The sequence below is a fragment of the Nocardioides sp. genome (genome assembly GCF_047606145.1).
Lineage (GTDB): Bacteria > Actinomycetota > Actinomycetes > Propionibacteriales > Nocardioidaceae > Nocardioides.
Genome location: NZ_JASGET010000095.1, coordinates 16,601 through 33,446, shown reverse-complemented (window position 1 = coordinate 33,446; position 16,846 = coordinate 16,601). Strand labels below are relative to the sequence as shown.

18 protein-coding genes and 1 pseudogene are annotated in these 16,846 nt (G+C 66.6%); 13 read left to right on the top strand and 6 right to left on the bottom strand.

Annotated elements, in window-relative coordinates:
* Positions 1 to 43: 43 nt before the first annotated feature.
* The 3 genes from QM638_RS11630 to QM638_RS11620 are packed head-to-tail and all read right to left on the bottom strand — an operon-like array spanning position 44 to position 2,057.
* Positions 44 to 910: an SDR family NAD(P)-dependent oxidoreductase gene (locus tag QM638_RS11630; RefSeq protein ID WP_415142133.1), complete on the bottom strand. Its 867-nt coding sequence runs from the start codon at positions 908 to 910 to the stop codon at positions 44 to 46.
* Positions 907 to 1,764, bottom strand: a complete 858-nt coding sequence (locus QM638_RS11625; RefSeq protein ID WP_415142132.1) for an SDR family oxidoreductase — start codon at positions 1,762 to 1,764, stop codon at positions 907 to 909. Before QM638_RS11625 ends, QM638_RS11630 begins: the two co-directional genes overlap by 4 nt.
* Positions 1,761 to 2,057 carry a hypothetical protein gene (locus QM638_RS11620; RefSeq protein WP_415142130.1) on the bottom strand — a complete coding sequence of 99 codons (297 nt, stop codon included), beginning with the start codon at positions 2,055 to 2,057 and terminating at the stop codon, positions 1,761 to 1,763. Before QM638_RS11620 ends, QM638_RS11625 begins: the two co-directional genes overlap by 4 nt.
* 105 nt (positions 2,058 to 2,162) lie before the next feature.
* Here QM638_RS11620 and QM638_RS11615 point away from each other — a divergent pair, with 105 nt between their 5' ends.
* Both QM638_RS11615 and QM638_RS11610 read left to right on the top strand, forming a co-directional pair.
* Complete coding sequence (locus tag QM638_RS11615; protein ID WP_415142129.1) at positions 2,163 to 2,747, top strand: PadR family transcriptional regulator; 585 nt, start codon at positions 2,163 to 2,165, stop codon at positions 2,745 to 2,747.
* 211 nt (positions 2,748 to 2,958) lie between these two features.
* A complete protein-coding gene (locus tag QM638_RS11610) occupies positions 2,959 to 4,407 on the top strand; it encodes a DHA2 family efflux MFS transporter permease subunit (protein WP_415142128.1) in 1,449 nt (482 codons plus the stop codon).
* A 724-nt stretch (positions 4,408 to 5,131) separates the two neighbouring features.
* On the opposite strand, the gene QM638_RS11605 is transcribed toward QM638_RS11610, so the two are convergent.
* Both QM638_RS11605 and QM638_RS11600 read right to left on the bottom strand, forming a co-directional pair.
* Positions 5,132 to 6,691 carry an AMP-binding protein gene (locus QM638_RS11605; RefSeq protein ID WP_415142127.1) on the bottom strand — a complete coding sequence of 520 codons (1,560 nt, stop codon included), beginning with the start codon at positions 6,689 to 6,691 and terminating at the stop codon, positions 5,132 to 5,134.
* Positions 6,688 to 7,635 (bottom strand): alpha/beta hydrolase, encoded by a 948-nt coding sequence (locus QM638_RS11600; RefSeq protein WP_415142126.1) that lies wholly within the window; start codon positions 7,633 to 7,635, stop codon positions 6,688 to 6,690. Before QM638_RS11600 ends, QM638_RS11605 begins: the two co-directional genes overlap by 4 nt.
* A 79-nt stretch (positions 7,636 to 7,714) precedes the next feature.
* Here QM638_RS11600 and QM638_RS11595 point away from each other — a divergent pair, with 79 nt between their 5' ends.
* The 5 genes from QM638_RS11595 to QM638_RS11575 all read left to right on the top strand — a co-directional run bounded on the left by QM638_RS11595 (position 7,715) and on the right by QM638_RS11575 (position 11,716).
* The gene (locus tag QM638_RS11595; protein WP_415142125.1) at positions 7,715 to 8,323 is read left to right on the top strand and encodes a TetR/AcrR family transcriptional regulator; all 609 of its coding nucleotides are present in this window, start codon (positions 7,715 to 7,717) and stop codon (positions 8,321 to 8,323) included.
* 144 nt (positions 8,324 to 8,467) lie between these two features.
* Positions 8,468 to 8,899: a nuclear transport factor 2 family protein gene (locus QM638_RS11590; RefSeq protein ID WP_415142124.1), complete on the top strand. Its 432-nt coding sequence runs from the start codon at positions 8,468 to 8,470 to the stop codon at positions 8,897 to 8,899.
* A 176-nt stretch (positions 8,900 to 9,075) separates the two neighbouring features.
* A complete protein-coding gene (locus QM638_RS11585) occupies positions 9,076 to 10,158 on the top strand; it encodes an amidohydrolase family protein (protein ID WP_415142123.1) in 1,083 nt (360 codons plus the stop codon).
* Positions 10,155 to 10,511: a metal-sulfur cluster assembly factor gene (locus QM638_RS11580; protein WP_415142122.1), complete on the top strand. Its 357-nt coding sequence runs from the start codon at positions 10,155 to 10,157 to the stop codon at positions 10,509 to 10,511. The genes QM638_RS11585 and QM638_RS11580 overlap by 4 nt, the downstream gene beginning before the upstream one ends.
* Positions 10,508 to 11,716, top strand: coding sequence for a lipid-transfer protein (locus tag QM638_RS11575; protein ID WP_415142121.1), 1,209 nt, complete (start codon positions 10,508 to 10,510; stop codon positions 11,714 to 11,716). Before QM638_RS11580 ends, QM638_RS11575 begins: the two co-directional genes overlap by 4 nt.
* Here the strand turns inward: QM638_RS11575 and QM638_RS11570 are convergent.
* Positions 11,645 to 12,016, bottom strand: a pseudogene (locus tag QM638_RS11570) (LLM class flavin-dependent oxidoreductase); the annotation flags it as partial. The gene QM638_RS11575 and the pseudogene QM638_RS11570 sit on opposite strands and share 72 nt — an antisense overlap.
* 855 nt (positions 12,017 to 12,871) lie before the next feature.
* Between QM638_RS11570 and QM638_RS11565 the strand changes: the two are divergent.
* The 6 genes from QM638_RS11565 (at position 12,872) to QM638_RS11540 (ending at position 16,831) form a co-directional block, all read left to right on the top strand.
* Positions 12,872 to 13,039 carry a hypothetical protein gene (locus QM638_RS11565; protein ID WP_415142120.1) on the top strand — a complete coding sequence of 56 codons (168 nt, stop codon included), beginning with the start codon at positions 12,872 to 12,874 and terminating at the stop codon, positions 13,037 to 13,039.
* Between the two features lie 145 nt (positions 13,040 to 13,184).
* Positions 13,185 to 13,487 (top strand): helix-turn-helix domain-containing protein, encoded by a 303-nt coding sequence (locus QM638_RS11560; protein ID WP_415142119.1) that lies wholly within the window; start codon positions 13,185 to 13,187, stop codon positions 13,485 to 13,487.
* Between the two features lie 227 nt (positions 13,488 to 13,714).
* Complete coding sequence (locus tag QM638_RS11555; RefSeq protein WP_415142118.1) at positions 13,715 to 14,791, top strand: ArdC-like ssDNA-binding domain-containing protein; 1,077 nt, start codon at positions 13,715 to 13,717, stop codon at positions 14,789 to 14,791.
* On the top strand, positions 14,791 to 15,699 hold the full coding sequence (locus tag QM638_RS11550) for a bifunctional DNA primase/polymerase (protein WP_415142117.1): 909 nt from the start codon (positions 14,791 to 14,793) through the stop codon (positions 15,697 to 15,699). Before QM638_RS11555 ends, QM638_RS11550 begins: the two co-directional genes overlap by 1 nt.
* Before the next feature lie 32 nt (positions 15,700 to 15,731).
* Entirely contained in the window at positions 15,732 to 16,409 is a 678-nt protein-coding gene (locus tag QM638_RS11545) for a DUF2637 domain-containing protein (protein WP_415142116.1), read from the top strand.
* Positions 16,406 to 16,831, top strand: coding sequence for a hypothetical protein (locus QM638_RS11540; protein WP_415142115.1), 426 nt, complete (start codon positions 16,406 to 16,408; stop codon positions 16,829 to 16,831). Before QM638_RS11545 ends, QM638_RS11540 begins: the two co-directional genes overlap by 4 nt.
* Positions 16,832 to 16,846 lie beyond the last annotated feature (15 nt).

The window sequence follows — 16,846 nt, the reverse complement described above, 5'->3', positions numbered from 1 at the left end:
TGTTGGCTGGACCCTTAACAGGCGCCGTGAAGAGCTGCACGCGCTAGGGCCTTGGCCGGTGCTCCAACTCCGTGGGGCGACGAGCGCGATGGTGCTTGCGTCGGCGCCACAGAGTCTCGAATCCGGGCAGGTGGCGTAGCGCGAAACCGGTTATGTGCCGGTGTGCGCCAGGGCTGACCGCCGCGAAGATTTCGCCAACCGTCCCTACCGGATGTGCTATTCGCGCGGCTTGCGTGATCAGGGCGCGGCAGACGATCTCGGTGGCCTGGTCGGTATTAAGCATCCGAGCGTGGGCGTAGGCGTTGGTCGCAGAGCTCATGGCCGTATCGACCAAGGGCATGTACACAGTCGTTATTGCGATCCCGTCGTGGGCGAGTTCGGCTCCAACGGTGCGACTCCATGCGTCCAGGGCTGCCTTGGAAGCGTTGTAGGCCGCGAAGGGCGGTGTTGCGTTCTGGGTAGCCATGCTGGAGATGTTCACGATGTGCCCGCCGCCCCGTCTACGCATACCTGGCAGGAACGCGAGGGCTAACGCAAGTGCGCCGAAATAGTTGATCTGCATGGTGCGCTCGAAGTCATGCAGTCGGTCGTAGGAGTCCGCGACGGTCCGGCGAATCGACCTGCCAGCGTTATTGATTAGGACGTCGACACCGCCGTGGTCTCTAAGGATGGAACTGGCCACGTTCTGTGCGTCGTCAGCGGACGCGAGGTCGCCGCGGTACACGCTGGCGCTACCGCCTCGTCGCGCGATCGCTGTGGCAACCTCGCGTAACTGCGCTTCGCGGCGGGCGACGAGGATCAAGTGGCAGTCGTTGTTGCCTAGCCGGAGCGCCAGCGAGCGGCCTATGCCACTGGAGGCACCGGTTACCACGATGCGGCGGCCGGCGACGGCTGCCGCGAGGGATTTCACGGTTGTGCCGCCGCCGTATAGCCGAGGGCGCGTCGCTTGACCTCGTCTGCCCAGCGGGTGGGAATTGCCTCCAGGACGGTGACGCGAAGCAGGGTGTTCCATGAGATGTAGCGGGGTCGGGGCCGCTTCGACTCGATCGCCTCAACGACCTGCCGCGCGACCGTTTCCGCCGTTGGCGACGAGCCGTACGCTCGCGCGTAGGACTGCTCGACCTGCGTGATCGCGTCGCGGTACGGCGATGACTCATGAGCGTAACGGTGTAGCGCTTCTAGCGCCCGGTCGGCGAATCCGGTGTCGACGGTGCCCGGCTCGATCAACAGCACCTGCACGTTCCACGGCGCCATCTCCATGCGCAGCGCGTCGGAGAGCGCTTCAACGGCGTACTTGCTCGCGTTGTATGCACCGTGCAGCGGCAACGTCTGCCTGCCCATGCCGCTGGAGATGTTCACGATGCGGCCGCGACGACGACTGCGCATCCCAGGGAGAAAGGCGCGCGTCACCTCCATCAGCCCGAACACGTTGACATCGAACTGGCGGCGTAGCGCAGCGTCGTCGACAAGCTCCAACGGGCCGGGGAGCGAGAATCCGGCGTTGTTCACCAAGACGTCGACGGGACGGCCCTCGAGCAGGGTCTGGGCCCGCGACTCGACTCCTGCCACGCCATCGGTGTCGGTGACGTCGAGGACCATCGGATAGAGGCGGCCCGTCGCCGCTGACGCGTCCTCGGCCACCTCCTGCAGGGCGGCTTCGTTCCGGCCGCTCGCGACGACATGGTGCCCGGCGTGCACGAGGCTTAGCGCGCTCTGTCGTCCGATCCCGGAGGTCGCTCCGGTGATGAACACTGTTGCCGTCATGACGATGCCCGCTTCGCGGTCGCCCGCTCGGCTGCCCAGAAGCTGGCAGCCACGTCACACCTCCGGTGGAGATCCTCGGTCTGCCGACCCCCGTCCGCCGCGCCGGACCGGACGGCCGAAAGCGACTCGAAGTTTCGCGCAGCGTGCAGGTCAGCCTCCGCTTCACGACTCACGATCAGTACCGCCTCGGAGACCTGCATCGACAAGCCGTTGAGCACGTTGGGGCGCGTCGATACGCCCCCCGCGCGGCTGGCGTAGATCTGCTGCTCGACGTCGTTCGCCGACTCGGACATGCCTGCCACCTCCTGGTGTCTTGTTACCGTGTGCCGTCATGCTATAGACACATACAGACCTATGCAAAGATATGACTATCAGCGTTTCGGACTACGCTCTTCGGCATGTCGTTGAGATACGCAGTGCTGGCCTCCCTGCTGGACGGCGAGGCGTCGGGCTATGAGCTCGGCAAGCGGATGGACGTGTCCGTCGTCAACTATTGGCGCGCGTCTCGGCAGCAGATCTACGCCGAGCTCAATCGACTCCATCGAGACGGGCTGGCCGACGCCCGCGACGAACTTCAAAGCGGGCGACCCAACAAGCGCGTCTACACGATCACCCGTGCTGGCAAGGCCGCATTGCGGGACTTCACGGTTCAGCCGTCGCGATCGCACGCCATCAAGGACGAGCTCCTCATCAAGGTCCAGGCAGCAGACATCGGGGACCTACCCGCAGTGATCGCCGGACTCGAGATGCGCCACACAGAGTGCGCCGACCGCCTCGAAATCTACGAACACCTGATCGAGTCCTACCGTCGCGGACGTAGCGAGGACGACTACCTCGCCTCCGCCCGTCGAATCGGCCCCTATCTGAACCTGCGCCGCGGGCGCGATTTCGAGAAGGAGAACCTTGCCTGGCTCGAATGGGCCACCAAGGCCCTACGGAACCGTCTCGCCAGGACCTCTCCGGCTCGCGCCAAGAGGCCATGATCAAGTCGTAGCCATCCACACTCCGTTGTCGTGTCCGGTCACGAAGCACGGGGTCGCCACTCAGACGGAGCCGGTTGAGCCCGCATCACGTCGATCAACTTGTCACAGCTGCCGACATCGACCTAGAGCAGACACCACGCGGTTGAACATGACGGCACGAGAGTCATATACAAACTTGTGCATAGGTAAATCTGTACCTATTCTCGTCGTCATGAGTCGCTACGACAGCAGCGAACCTGGCCTTGCCGCCGTCCACGACCCACGCGGCCCGACCTCGATCGACCGGCACGCATGGCAGGTACTAGCCGTATCGGGAATTGCGGTGTACGTCGTGTTCCTGGACGCGACCATCGTCAACATCGCCTTCCCTGCCATCAGTGCTGCCTTTCCCGGGTCCTCCAGCCGCGGGTTGTCCTGGGTGCTCAACGCCTACGCGGTCGTGTTCGGTGCACTTCTGGTAACTACTGGCGGTCTCGCCGACAACCGAGGACCCAAGCGGGTATTCCAGGCCGGGCTGCTCGCCTTCGGTGCCGCGAGCGGCCTGTGTGGGCTCTCACCGACTCTCGGCCTACTGATCGCTGCTCGGGCGGTGCAAGCCACGGGGGCGGCGCTGCTGGTTCCAGCATCTCTAGCCCTACTGTTACCCGAGTTTCCCGTAAACCGCCGCGCCGCCGCAGTCGGGTTGTGGGGCGCGGTCGGTGCACTCGCATCCGCAACAGGGCCGTCCTTGGGCGCGTTGCTCACCGAAGGTCCGGGATGGCGCTGGATCTTCTTCGTCAACGTGCCGCTCTGCGCGATGGCGTGGCTGGCCGGTCGCAAGGTTCTGCGCGAGTCCACCCTGACGCGTACCGGGCGACGCTCCGACCTGGCTGGTGTCGTCCTCGTGATCGCCGTGTTCGGCCTCATCTCGCTCGGAGTCGTGCAAGGTCAGCAATGGGGCTGGGCTAGCGACCGCACGATTGGTGCCCTCGGCACCGCGGCAGTGCTCGCCCCGTTGCTTATCTGGCGGGGACTCAGACACGCCCATCCCGCCCTGCCGGTCCGCCTGTTCGCCAACCGATCATTTGCGGCGGCCACCGCCGCGACACTGTTCTACGGAGCGGCGTTCTACGCTCAGATCCTGTGCAACGTGCTGTTCCTGCACGAAGTCTGGGGCTATTCGTTGCTGCGAACTGCGCTCGCTGTGTTGCCCGGACCGTTGGTCGCGGTACTGGTCGCACCGCTCGCCGGGCGGCTCGCCGACCGAGTGGGCTATCTGGTCGTCGTCGTCCCTGGAGCAATCGTGTTCGTGGCGGGCTCGCTCTGGTTCGCCAGCTCCGTCACCGCTGAGCCGGCGTACGTCGCACACATGCTCCCCGGTCTGCTCTTGGCCGGGGCGTCCATCGGCGCTACCTTCGCGACCCTCGCCGCCGCCGCGACCGCGAGCCTTACTGCACCTCAGTTCGGCATCGGCTCGGCCGTCAACTCGATGGCCCGCCAGCTCGGTGCTGTCATCGGCGTGGCCGCCCTCATCGCCGTACTCACCAATGCGGCACCCCTTAACCCTGTCCCCACATTCCACGACGCATGGCGTTTGATCGCGATCTTTGCGGCGGTGTGCGCGCTCGCATCACTTGCGCTCGGCCGTCGGGTTGTGATGGTCTCCGACACCGACCGATAGTCACCGTGCCGGCATCATGCGAGCAGGTCCGACATCACTGCGAACCCGACCGATCTACCGTGCAGGCGCGCGCGGCACCCTGTCGTGTCGTGTCAGAACGTGCCCTGACTTTCATGGACAGCTGGCAGGCGTCGTGACTCAGTCGTGGGTTGGTTCACTCGCGACGGCCACCTGGCGGCAGCTGTTCGTGCTCGTCGCGGTCGCGATCTCCGCAGTCTTCGTGGCCAGGAGCTTTGCCGAACGCAACCCACGCCGTCCCGATCGGAGCCAGCAGGATCAAGCACGTCCATTCGTCCAGTGCTCCCCCCTCTGGACCGTAAAAAGTGGGCTGCTCGCCTGCCTCCGAGGACGCTTCCCTACGGCGCTGCGGCAACGGTGCCCGAGAGGTCGAACGCTCGCTGGACTGTCCGGATCGGCGGCGGTGGTCCGCTCGCCCACACAGTCAACGATGTCGATCAGGACCGCGCTGAAACACACCCGCGCGGCCGTCGTTCTCGATCGGCATTCAAGGTCGTACAGCGTCACCGTCCTCCTAACTTGACGTTGTCAATGTAGTGGTTGCGTCACGCGAGGCTGTAGGCATGCTTCGACGCGACGAACCAAGGCCGGACCGGCTTTAGCGACGGTCGATCCGATGGGCAGTGGCCGAGAAGGCCACAGCCCACAGGCGGCCGACTCGAGACGCGCCGGGATGTCGGCTCGCGAGGCGCGAACGGCATCAGTTTCAGTTGACCGCGCGCTCGGTGCCCTGCCAGTACGCGGAGCGGACGGCTTTCTTATCGTGCTTGCCAACAGATGTCAGCGGGATGGCATCGACGAACTCGACGCTCTTGGGTGCGAGCACGCTGCCTTTGCGTTCCTTGACGAAGTCGATCAGCTCGGCCGGGGAGGTCTGGGCGCCGTCGCGGGCAACGATGACGGCCTTTACAGCTTCGCCCCACTTAGGATCCGGAATGCCGACAACGCAGGCATCGGCGACGCTTGGATGAGCGAAGAGAACCTGCTCGATCTCTTTTGGGTACACGTTGAAGCCGCCAGAGATGATCATGTCTTTCTTGCGGTCCACGATCGAAAAGTAGCCGCGCTCGTCGCGGACGCCTATGTCGCCCGTGCATAGCCAGCCACCGCGCAGCGCCGCGGCTGTCTCGTCGGGCTTGTCGAGGTAGCCGAGCATGACATTCGGTCCGCGAACCACGATCTCGCCCGGCGTGCCGTCGGCTACCCGTTGCAGGTGGTCGTCGACGCACGCTACGTCTGCGATGGCGACGGGCCGGCCGCACGAGCGCAGCAGGCCGGGGTCGTTGAGGGCACGTAGATGATCTTGCTTGGTGAGCATGGTGATCTGTGCCGGCGCCTCGGTCTGTCCGTAGAGCTGCTGCAGGATCGGGCCGAAGACCGCAAGTGCCTGTTGGAGACGTTCCGGCCCGATCGGCGCAGCGCCGTACGTGATCGTTCGTAAGCTGGACAATTCGCGGTCGCCGATTCCGGCGTGGTCGAGTAGCGCGTACAACATGGTCGGGACGACCAGAGTGCTGGTGACGTGCTCGCGTTCGATTGTGTCAAGCAGTCGTTCGGGATCGAAGCCGCCGAGCAGCACATGTGCGCCGCCACGTGCCCAGACCGGCATCAGGTAGGCGGCACCGCTGTGCGTGAGCGGGGCGACGTGAGCTGTGATCTCGCCCGGTCGTACGTCGAGTTCGGACACGCAGGAGTAGAAGGAGGACAGTGAGGTGCGGTGGCTATGCACCGCTCCCTTGGGTAGTCCTGTTGTGCCGCCGGTGTACTGGATCCAGCAGGGCGCGTCGGGGCTGACGGCGGGCGCGCCAGCAGCGCGGGCCCGGCCGGTGACCAGTCGGGGAAGTAGCTGACCGCCGATGGGAACGGCCTCGTCGACAGTCGCGATCGCCACCGCGACGTCGACATCCTCGAGGATCGCGTGGGCTCGCTCGGCGTGCTCGGCGTCGAAGACCAGTGCACGTGCGCCGGCGTCGCGAACCATGTAGCGGTGGTCGTCTAGGGCGAGTCGGACGTTGAGCGGGACGACGGTGAGCCCTGCCCACAGCGCGCCGTGCAGGACCTCCAGCAGTTCCGCAGAGTCGGCCAGCAGGATCGCGATGCGATCGCCTGGTTCTAGGCCGGTCGCGCGCAGCGCGCGGCCAGTGGCCCGGACCCGTCCGAAGAACTCGCGATAGTTCAGGCGCATGTCGCCGCAGACCAGCGCCAGCTCACTCGGATAGCGCTCGCCGTATGCGTCGATCGCGCTGCCGTAGGTTCGATCGATCATCGAGCTGGTTCCTGTCCGGGGGTCGAGATGTCGGCGAGTGCGCGTCGGCTTAGTTCGGCGACTGTGGCGATGGCGGCCGGCCCGGGGAAGTGATGCAGCATGCCGTCGATTCGGACACGGTGCACGGCAACGCCGGCGGCAGCGAGCCGGTCGGCGTAGGCCTCGCCCTCATCGCGCGCCGGGTCGTATTCGATCGTCACGATCGCGGCAGGGGGCAGTCCGCGCAGGCTCGGCGCATGCAGAGGCGACAGCAACGGCGTGCGGGGATCGACACCGGGTGCGTACTGGTCATACATCCAGCTCATCTGGGCGCTGGTGAGGACGTAGCCCTCGCCGAGTTCGGTGATCGTCGGCATCGCCAGGGTCGCATCCAGAACCGGAGCGAACAGGATCTGGAACGCGGGACTCGCCTCGCCTCGGGCGGCGGCGAGCAACGTGGTCGCGGCAGCGAGGTTGCCGCCGCTGCTTTCGCCCGCGACTCCGATGAGCGCGGGGTCGATGCCAAGTTCGCCAGCGTGTTGCCGGGTCCACTGCCAGGCAGCGTCAGCGTCTTCGACCGGTGCCGGGAACCGCGCCTCGGGCGCCAGGCGTTGGTCGACGGCGACGACCGCGAACCCGCTGAGGTTTGCGAAGGCCCGCCGCTGCGCGTCGAAGGCATCCAGCGTCCCGCGCACGAACGAGCCACCGTGTAACCACACCGCAGCTGGCACCGACCGCCGGAGCCCGGGCGTCTGGACCGCAGGGGTATAGATCCGCACGTTCAGCGGCTGACCCGTCCCCCCCGGGATCTGCCGATCAATGACGTTCGCTACCCCCGCGGACTCGGTGGCCTGCGGCAGCAGTCGGGAAAGCTGCTCGCGGAACTCCGCGACATCGATATCGGGTGGTTGGGGAATGGACCCCACCGCCTCAAGGAAGGCCTGCGCGGCCGGATGGAGCGGCATAACACGTTACCGTACCGAATGGACCGCTAACAGGGCAAGGGTCCGTCCGGTGCCAACCATGGTGCGCTAGCGTGCAGCGATGCCTCGCCCGAAGACCGACACACGCGAAAAGCTGCTCGCCGCCACCCTCGACTACGTCGCAACGCACGGCGTCGGGGAACTCTCCCTGCGGCAACTGGCGGCGGGTATTGGCACTACCCACCGCGTGCTGTTATTCCACTTCGGCACCAAGGAATCCCTGCTCGCCGAGGTGGTCTCGGCCGTGGAACGCCAGCAGCAACAGTTCGTCGAAGACCTCTCGGCAGCGTCGTCGCAGTCGGCTGCGGAGCAGATTCGCGTGGTCTGGCGACGCGTGAGTGACCCGGCCCTGGCCCCCTACGTGCGCCTGTTTTTCGAACTCGCCGGCCACGCACTGCAAGGCCGCGAGCACACCGGGGGACTCCGCGAGAGCCTTGTCGGCCTGTGGCTGGAGCCGCTGCCGGCGATGTTGCGACGGGGGGGCGTGCCGAAGCAGACCGCGCAGCAGGATGCGCGCATCGTGCTCGCGACAGTTCGCGGCCTGCTGCTCGATCTTCTGGCTACCGGCGACCGGGACGCGGTCGACCGCTCCATGGAGCGGTTCCTGCAGTGCTGGGAGATCGCCTGGACGACCCGCGCGCCGCGTAAGGCATCTGCGCGCCGTTCCTAGGTCTCAATCTGCCTCTTGCTTTTTGCGAACCAAACGGTACGGTAATCCTCGTCTCGGGTCGCCTCGGGAGCGCGAACGCCGAATCAGCAACACAGCTCTTGCGCTGGTGCACGTTCCAAAACAACCAGAAGGGACTGGTGTCGCATGACATCCGATCAACATCTGACCAACGTCGTAGAACCGAAGACGCTCGCGGCCGAGACACTCGACGGGCTCGGACGCGGCGACGTCGAGGCGTTCGTGCGCCACCTTGCCGAAGACGCGACGTGGGAGCTGGTCGGGCAGGACTACCTGCCGGCCGGGCCGTTGTTCGTGGGCCGCGAGGCGATCCTGCGCGATCTCGTAGCAATGGCCGCCGAGCTGTACGACCTCGACTCGTTCGACGTAAACCTCAAGCACCTCATCGCTGACGGGCCTGTCGTCGCCGCCGAGTTCACCCTCGCAGCACGCACCCCCAGCGGGAAGGACTACCAAAGCGACTACGTGACAGTCTTCACGACCGCCGCAGGCAAGGTCACGTCTGTACGCGAATACACCAACACCCTCTACGCCAAGAGCATCCACGCGAGCGACTGACAGGACGCTGCCATGACCTTGAACCATCCGGGCGCGGCGCTGACGAACCCTCTTCCGGGACACCGTCGACGGCAGCGTCCTATCCAGTGTGGTTAGGGCGCAGCTTCGGCATCCAGTTCCACAACCCGGAGAAGTACCTGCCGGGCCGATCGCGATCCTCGATAGGGAGACCGCTCATGCTTGACGACATCTTCGTGATCAACCCGGTCGCGCACGCCTACAACATGGCGCCCGAGAACCTCGTGGCCAACAAGTACGCCAAACCGCTCTACGACCAGCTGCAATGGCTGCACTACGGCTGGAACCCTCCGGGCGTCGGCCTGACCCCGGCCGAGCAGTCGCACGACTGGACCGTCGAGACCATGGCGCGAACACTATTCCTCGAGAGCGATGTCGACCTCGCCGCCCATCACACCCTGCGTCTGGACTCGTACTTCAAGGACGGCCTGTGCCGCCACGAGAAGACACTCGAAGCGGTCACCCGCTACCCACAGCGGTTCTTCGCCTACGTCGGACTCGACCCCACGAAGGGTCTGGACGTCTGCCTGCGCGAGTTCGACGAACAGCTTGCCGACATCCCGAATCCTGTCGGGCTGAAGTTCTACCCGGCGCAGGTAGATCCCCTGCGCAGCTGGCGGATGGACGACCCGGCACTCGCCTTTCCCCTGTTCGAGAGGGCGCGCGAGGCCGGGATCAAGACCATCGCCATCCACAAGGCGGCACCGCTAGGCCCCGTGCCCGTCGACCCGTTCCGAGTCGACGACATCGAGGGCGCGGCCGATGCATTCCCAGACATGGCATTCGAGATCGTGCACGCAGGCATCGCATTTGCGACCGAGACCGCGATGGCCATCGGCCGCTACGCCAACGTGTACGCCAACCTCGAAGTGACCTCGTCACTCCTGATCAAGGCGCCACTGCACTTCGAACGAGTGCTCGGCGAGTTCCTCACCTGGGCTGGACCGGAGAAGATCATCTTCTCCGACGGCTCGATCGTGTTCCACTCGCAGCCGATCATCGAGGCACTCTTCGGCCTCGACCGCCTCAACGAATTCGCGATCGAGCTGACGCACGAGGACAAGGCACTGATCCTGGGCGGCAACTATGCGCGCATCATCGGCCTCGACATCGCCGCAGCCAAGGCAGCGATCGCCGACGACGAGTTCGCACGTGAGCGTGCACGAACCGGACGCCAAGAGCCGTACTCCAACTGGCGGGCCACTCTGGCCGCGAATCAGCCGGCCGGGGCGAATGCATGAGCGCCACGCTGCAGGACGACGTGCTGGCGACGCTGGACGGCATCCACGACCCCTGCAGCATCGCCACCCGGCGTCCGCTGAGCATCGTCGAGCTCGGGCTACTAGTCGACCTCACCGTTAGCCCCGATAACGAGGCCCGAGTGGTGCTACGCGCCACCTCACCCTCATGCGTGCTCATCGGTTCAATCATGGGAGCGGTCGAGGAACGCGTCCGCGCCGTACCCGGCGTGCGCAACGTCGTCGTCGAACTCGACGTCAGCAGCGACTGGTATCCGGAACGCATGACGCCGGCCGGCGCCGCCAAACTCGAGATCGCCCGCCACCAGGCGCGCCGATCCGGAACGCTTCGATGACGACGAACCGCCAGCGCACCTTCGTCGTCGGCGTTGGCATGACCCGCTTCGCCAAGCCCGGGACCAAGGAAGGCGACTACCCGGACTGGGTACGCGAAGCCGGCGAGGCCGCACTCCACGACGCCCGCATACGTTACGCCGACGTCGAGCAAGCCTTCGCCGGCTACTGCTACGGCGACTCCACCAGCGGCCAGCGAGCACTCTACGAGCTCGGCATGACCGGCATCCCCGTCATCAACGTCAACAACAACTGCTCGACCGGCTCCAGCGCGCTGTACCTCGCACGACAGGCCATTCGCGGCGGCATGGTCGACTGCGCTCTCGCCGTTGGCTTCGAACGAATGCGTCGCGGTTCGTTGACCCTGAACTGGGAAGATCGGGCCAGCCCCATGGATCGGCTGCTCTCAACGATGCACCAACTGCGTCCCGCAGAAGGAGTGCCTCCGATGCCGCACATCTTCGGCAACGCCGGCCTGGAACACATGCAGCGTTACGGCTCGCAGCCGCATCACTTCGCGTGGATCGCCCACAAGAACCACCAGCACTCCGTCGACAACCCCTACGCCCAGTTCCGCGACAGATACACCCTCGATGACATCCAGGCCTCGGCGACGATTCATCCACCGTTGACCAAACTCCAGTGTTCACCGACCTCGGACGGTGCCGGTGCCGCGCTGCTGGCCAGTGAACGATTCGTCGACGAGCACGACCTCTGGGATCGCGCAGTTGAGCTGGCCGGGCAGGCACTGGTCACCGACCTACCCTCCACTTTCGACGAACGCAGCTCGATCAAGCTGATCGGGTTCGACCTCACACGACAGGCAGCCACCCACGCCCTGGACGAGGCGCAGGTCGGCGTCGACGACCTCGACGTCATCGAGCTGCACGACTGCTTCTCGGTCAACGAGGTGATCACCTACGAAGCGCTCGGGCTTGCAGCCGACGGTGAAGGGCACCTCCTCGTCGATGACGAGGCAACGACGTACGGCGGTAAGGTGGTGGTCAACCCTTCAGGCGGGCTGATCTCCAAGGGCCACCCGCTCGGCGCCACCGGCATCGCGCAATGCGCCGAACTCACATGGCAGCTTCGGGGCGAGGCCGGCAACCGCCAAGTCAAGGGCGCCCGGACCGCGCTACAGCACAACATCGGCCTCGGCGGCGCTGCCGTTGTCGGGGTCTACCGAGCGCCGACCCCAAGTCGGTAATCGCGTGTGCCCTACGTCTTTGCAGCCTCCAATGCGCGGGGCGAGAGCTCGTCCAATCCCGAGATCGATCCGACCCGGGAAGATTGCGCCCAGGGTGTCGAACTGCCCTGCGATCGCCGAGGGTCGGTGGTTCGGCAGCATGATGCCGCCGGCGCCGACTCGCAGGGTCGTGGTGGCGGCAGCCGCCTGGCCGACGAGGATCGCCGGCGTGGAGCTCACGATGCTACTGGTGGCGTGGTGCTCGGCGAACCAGTGACGCCGGTATCCGAGTTGCTCGACGTGCCTGGCGTGCTCGACGGAGTATCGCGGTCGCGCCGCTCGTCACGGGTGCGATGTCGAGCACCGAGAACGGAATCCTGGTCGGTTCTGGTCATGATGGCCTTCGTTCTTCCAGGCACAGCTCACCGGGCGTAGGTCGTGCGACACGAACGGGACTCGTTCTGAGTCCGTGAGCTTGAATAGTGTCGCGTCCCGCGCAACGGCTTCGGCGAGCTCCTTTCGCACCGCGTGCCCTTTTGCGGTCAGGGCGAGGAGCTTGACGCGACGATCGGTGCCCGTCACTCACTCGGCGAATCCCGCGGCATCTAGGTCGTCAGCGAACGCGGTCACGTAGGAGGGTCGCACGAGAGCCGGTCCGCGATGGTCCGCATGGCCGTCGGTTCAGACAGCACCAGCAGTGTGCGCCCCATGTGCATGGTGAGTCCGAACGATCGGACGGTCGCCGTGAAGTCGGCTTGCGCCCGGCCACTGACCCGGTGCAGCAGCACCGTAAGTTCCCGTGACTCCGCGATCCGCCTCTCGACATCGACGAGCTGCCCGGGCGCGGCTGAGCGCGCGCGAACCATGGAGGACGCAAAGACGGCACGATTGTGTGCTCACCGTCGCCTCGCCGTCGCGAAGGTGCTGCGCGCAGCCTGAGACGCAATGCTTCACCCCGCGGTGGGCATGTGAGGCGGGCCGGGGATGTCGGGGTCCGTCGCGCGCGAGACGGGACGGCCGAAGAGCGCCGCCCGGATGTTCGCGCCGATCGTGGCCCGAACGTCCGTCTACCACTTACCGACCACCCCGTTGCACATGACTGCGTGAAGTTGGTCTTCATCCGGGCCGGCTCAGCGATCTTGTTCAGCGAGTTCGGTCAGCAGCCCGTCGCCCTGGATGGTGGTCCTGGCCGGCAACACCCTCTGCGGCGGTGAACCCGAGGGGCACCTCACGGTCACGACGGTCTACCTGGACCCGGACTACGTGGTCGATCAGGTGTTCTGGCAGTACGCCGCCGTGCTGTTCGACCGACTTCATGCGCAACAGTTCGCGGAGACCGTCTAAACCGAGCCCGCGCAGGTCGTGCGTCTGGGCGAGGACCGCGCCGAGATGCTGATGCCGTGGCTGGACGAACTGGTCGCGTTGAGCCTCGGTGGCCCCGCGCCGGAGCGCTTCTATCGGATGCAGGCTCTCTTGTTCGCCGTGCTCGATGTCCTGTTCCGTTCGTCAAGACGTTCCCGGTGCATCGGCGGCACAGGTACATCTGTCGCAGAAGCAGCTCTCGCGGGTGTTCGTAGACGCCTACGGGAAGACGCCACTGGCGTATCTGACGATGCTCCGGGTCGAACGTATGGCCCGACTGCTGCGCGACGGCGAGGTGAGCATCGCCGCGGCGGGCATAGCGGTCGGGTGGGCGAGCCGGAGTCGTGCGGCGGAGGCGTTCCGCCAATGCGTCGGCGTGACGCCCCAGCAGTACCGAGCCCGAGTCCGCGAGCGCGCGGGTAGTAGCTGACCGGGATCGGGACATTGCTGTAGTCGATAAGGACACCATCGTCTTCTGCGCGCCCGCTGCGGGGTTCGGGCTGGTAGTCCGGTAGAGACACGTCGGGTTCATCGGGAGCCTGGCGGTCGCAGCCCTCAGTCCGTCGTCCGTCTCGTTTCACCGATTCTCCTGGCGCACCTCATGGTCGCAAGAGCTACCGGCAGATGCCGGTAGCTCCGCCGGGAGGAGGTCGAGTGATGGCGACAAGGGAGGAAGCGCGGGCGGCGCGGGACGCGAAGCTCGATGCGCTGCACGAGCGGCTGACCGGGCAAGTCGAGGCGCTGGTGTCCGGCGAGGACTGGAAGCGCGCGATGGAGTTCGCCGCGCGGTTCCGGTCACGGTCGTTCAACAACACGCTGCTGATCGAGGTACAGCATCTCGACGCCTACGCCAAGGGACGTGTCTCGGACCCGGTTCCCTCGTATGTGGCCGGGTTCAAGCAATGGCAATCCCTTGGCCGGCAGGTGGCCAAGGGCCAAGCCGGGTACATGATCTTCGCCCCGGTTCGGGGCAGGTTCGCCACGACCACCCCACAAGACCCCGGCTCGTGGCGACGGTTGGGCCGGTTCGAGAAGCCGAAGCCCGGCGAGACGATGCGCTCCCGCGTGGTCGGCGCGAAACCTGCCTACGTGTGGGACGTATCTCAGACGACCGGTGACCCAGTCCCGGAACGTCCTGCGCCGCGGTTGCTGAAAGGTCATGCGCCGAAAGGGTTGTGGCACGGCCTGGCCGGGTTGGTGGAGTCGGCCGGGTTCGCGGTGGTGCGGGTGCCGGGCAAGCTAGCGATCGGCGGAGCGAACGGCATGACCGACTTCGAGACCAGGACGGTCTCGGTGCGGGAGAACATGGACCCGGCCGCGCAGGTGAAGACCCTGGCCCACGAACTCGCGCATGTGCGGTTGCATGGCCCGGACAACCAGGATGCTCGCCAGCATCGCGGGATCGGTGAGGTGGAGGCCGACTCGGTGGCGTTGATGATCGCTGCCGCGCACGGCATGGACACCAGCGACTACACCATCCCTTATGTGGCGGGGTGGGCGTCCACGGTCAAGGACTCCTCTCCGGTCGAGGTCGTCAAGGCAACCGGCGAACGCGTCCGTAGCGCGGCGGTGGCGATCCTCGATGCCTTGCCCACAGTGCAGGTGGGCGGTGGCGATCCACCCGGCCTGACTCGCGACCGTCCTGAACCCGAGCGACCCGAGACACCGGCGACTTCAACACCCGCGGTGGTCGAACCCCACCGGGCACTCGCGTCGATGGCGAGGGGGCTGTGATGAACCCGGCACAACTATTCGGGGAGGTGGCGGGCCGGTCGCTACCCGAGGCGGCCGGGATGATCGCTGCCGCCGGGGTGCCGGTGTTCCCTTGCGTGCCGGGTGGAAAGCAGCCGGCGACCGAGCACGGCTTCCACGACGCCACCACCGACCCACAACGGGCCGTGGCGTGGTGGCGGCGGTGGCCGGAGGCGAACATCGGTGTACCGACCGGCGCTGCCTCGGGGCTGGTGGTCGTCGACGTGGACGTCCACGGCCCGGTGAACGGGTACGCCGCGTTCGAGCGGGCCGAGTACGCGGGCCGGATCGTCGGCTGGCAGGTCATGGTGGACACACCCTCCGGTGGGATGCACGCCTACTACCCGGCCACACCCGACGTCACGCAACCATGTTGGCAGGCGGCGCGGGCGGGTGTGGACTTCCGCGGCGACGGCGGCTACGTGGTCGTGCCTCCGTCCCGGACGGTCAGTGACGGCGAAGTGCTCGCCTATCGAGTGCGGACCGTGAACGTCGAGTCCGCTGGAGTTCTGGATGCGGAGCGGTTGCGGGACTTCCTGGATCCTCGTCCGGCCCCGACGCCCCGCGGAACAGCTCGGCCGGAACGGGAGGCGGATGCGTCCCGGCTGGCGGCGTGGGTCGCGAACCGGGCCGAGGGAGAACGGAACCGGGGCCTGTTCTGGGCAGCATGTCGATTGGCGGAGAACGGCATTCGCCCCTCGGACGCACTGGACGCGCTGTCGGCTGCTGCGAGTCGGGCTGGACTGGCCGAACGCGAGATCAATGCCACCGTTCGGTCGGCGTATCGCACCGTGCGCCCCACGCCAGCGCCGGGGCCGCCGAACCCGACCGCACGGACCGGCGGCACCCCCGCGTCGTGCCGAACGGCGGATATCGCGCGGGGGTTGTGATGCCGGGCGGAACTGGTCGACGGTGGGCCGGGGTGACCGCGGTGGCAGGGACGGTGTTCATCGCGGCCGGCGCATTCTGGCTCAGCTTCACCTCCCTGGCCGACCTGGCGCGCCGCTCAGGCATCGACCCCAGAGAGGCGTGGGCGTGGCCGTTGATCGTGGACGGGATCATCGTGGTCGCCACGGTCGCGGTCGTCGCCCTGGGTGGGTCGCGGGCGGCCTGGTATCCGTGGGCGTTGCTGGTCGGCGGCGCGCTGGTTTCGGTGACAGCCAACGCGCTGCGCGCGGTGGTCGCGGCGGATGCGACCGTTCCCGGCGGGCTGGCCGCCTGTGTGGCCGCGGTGCCGCCGATCGTGTTGCTGGCGATCACGCACTTGACGGTCGTGCTGACCCGGACAGCCACCATCGAGAAGCCCGACACCGAGTCGGCGGACCCGCCGGTCACCGAGGCGGCACCTCTTGTCGCGCCTGGTGGCGAGCTTCCCGCAACAGGATCACAAAAGCCCGCGGCCGTTCCCGCGTCGGTGCTGGACCGTCGAGGACGTGCGGTGGAGCTGCGTGGCCTGGGGTGGTCGAACAAGAAGATCGCCCGCGAGATCGCGGTGCACCCCAGCACGGTTGGACGGTGGTTCGCTGACGCGCATCTGTCTGATGTCCCGGAGTTGTCGAGCGTCCGGGAGCTGTCGAGCGCAGAGGAGACCACGTCATGAACCGTTCATGGAACACCGAGAACGACCACCACGATCCGCGCCGGACCACCGACAGGTCCACCGCGAGCCGTCAACCCGCGGAGTCGGTCGAGGAGGACAAGCGCCAGGAGATGCCAGAGGAGATGCAGGAGGGCACGTTCGCCCACGGGAAGGCGAAGGCGGCATTGGAAAAGGCGCGGGGCTGGGGCGTGGAGTGGTTGCGGCCGACCGATCTGATCGCCCGCCAGTCCTCGCGGCTGGCTGGGCGCGGGCTCGACTTGCATACCGAGCTGGCTCGCCGCACCCGCACCGCGGCACGCGACGGTGTGCGGCAGATGACCAGGCAACTGACTGAGCGGGCACGGCGTCTGCCGCCGGTTTCCGCGTTCGGACGTCGTGGGGCGCAGTCGGGTCCGGCGCGGTCCGGGGTCGGGATGCGGTAGGGACGGTGATGGTCC

Bases quoted from the DNA above. Each gene is read 5' to 3' on its own strand.
- QM638_RS11625 (WP_415142132.1), bottom strand. From the start codon at position 1,764: ATGACGGCAACAGTGTTCATCACCGGAGCGACCTCCGGGATCGGACGA.
- QM638_RS11620 (WP_415142130.1), bottom strand. From the start codon at position 2,057: ATGTCCGAGTCGGCGAACGACGTCGAGCAGCAGATCTACGCCAGCCGC.
- QM638_RS11615 (WP_415142129.1), top strand. From the start codon at position 2,163: ATGTCGTTGAGATACGCAGTGCTGGCCTCCCTGCTGGACGGCGAGGCG.
- QM638_RS11610 (WP_415142128.1), top strand. From the start codon at position 2,959: ATGAGTCGCTACGACAGCAGCGAACCTGGCCTTGCCGCCGTCCACGAC.
- QM638_RS11605 (WP_415142127.1), bottom strand. From the start codon at position 6,691: ATGATCGATCGAACCTACGGCAGCGCGATCGACGCATACGGCGAGCGC.
- QM638_RS11600 (WP_415142126.1), bottom strand. From the start codon at position 7,635: ATGCCGCTCCATCCGGCCGCGCAGGCCTTCCTTGAGGCGGTGGGGTCC.
- QM638_RS11595 (WP_415142125.1), top strand. From the start codon at position 7,715: ATGCCTCGCCCGAAGACCGACACACGCGAAAAGCTGCTCGCCGCCACC.
- QM638_RS11590 (WP_415142124.1), top strand. From the start codon at position 8,468: ATGACATCCGATCAACATCTGACCAACGTCGTAGAACCGAAGACGCTC.
- QM638_RS11585 (WP_415142123.1), top strand. From the start codon at position 9,076: ATGCTTGACGACATCTTCGTGATCAACCCGGTCGCGCACGCCTACAAC.
- QM638_RS11580 (WP_415142122.1), top strand. From the start codon at position 10,155: ATGAGCGCCACGCTGCAGGACGACGTGCTGGCGACGCTGGACGGCATC.
- QM638_RS11575 (WP_415142121.1), top strand. From the start codon at position 10,508: ATGACGACGAACCGCCAGCGCACCTTCGTCGTCGGCGTTGGCATGACC.
- QM638_RS11565 (WP_415142120.1), top strand. From the start codon at position 12,872: ATGGTGGTCCTGGCCGGCAACACCCTCTGCGGCGGTGAACCCGAGGGG.
- QM638_RS11560 (WP_415142119.1), top strand. From the start codon at position 13,185: ATGTCCTGTTCCGTTCGTCAAGACGTTCCCGGTGCATCGGCGGCACAG.
- QM638_RS11555 (WP_415142118.1), top strand. From the start codon at position 13,715: ATGGCGACAAGGGAGGAAGCGCGGGCGGCGCGGGACGCGAAGCTCGAT.
- QM638_RS11550 (WP_415142117.1), top strand. From the start codon at position 14,791: ATGAACCCGGCACAACTATTCGGGGAGGTGGCGGGCCGGTCGCTACCC.
- QM638_RS11540 (WP_415142115.1), top strand. From the start codon at position 16,406: ATGAACCGTTCATGGAACACCGAGAACGACCACCACGATCCGCGCCGG.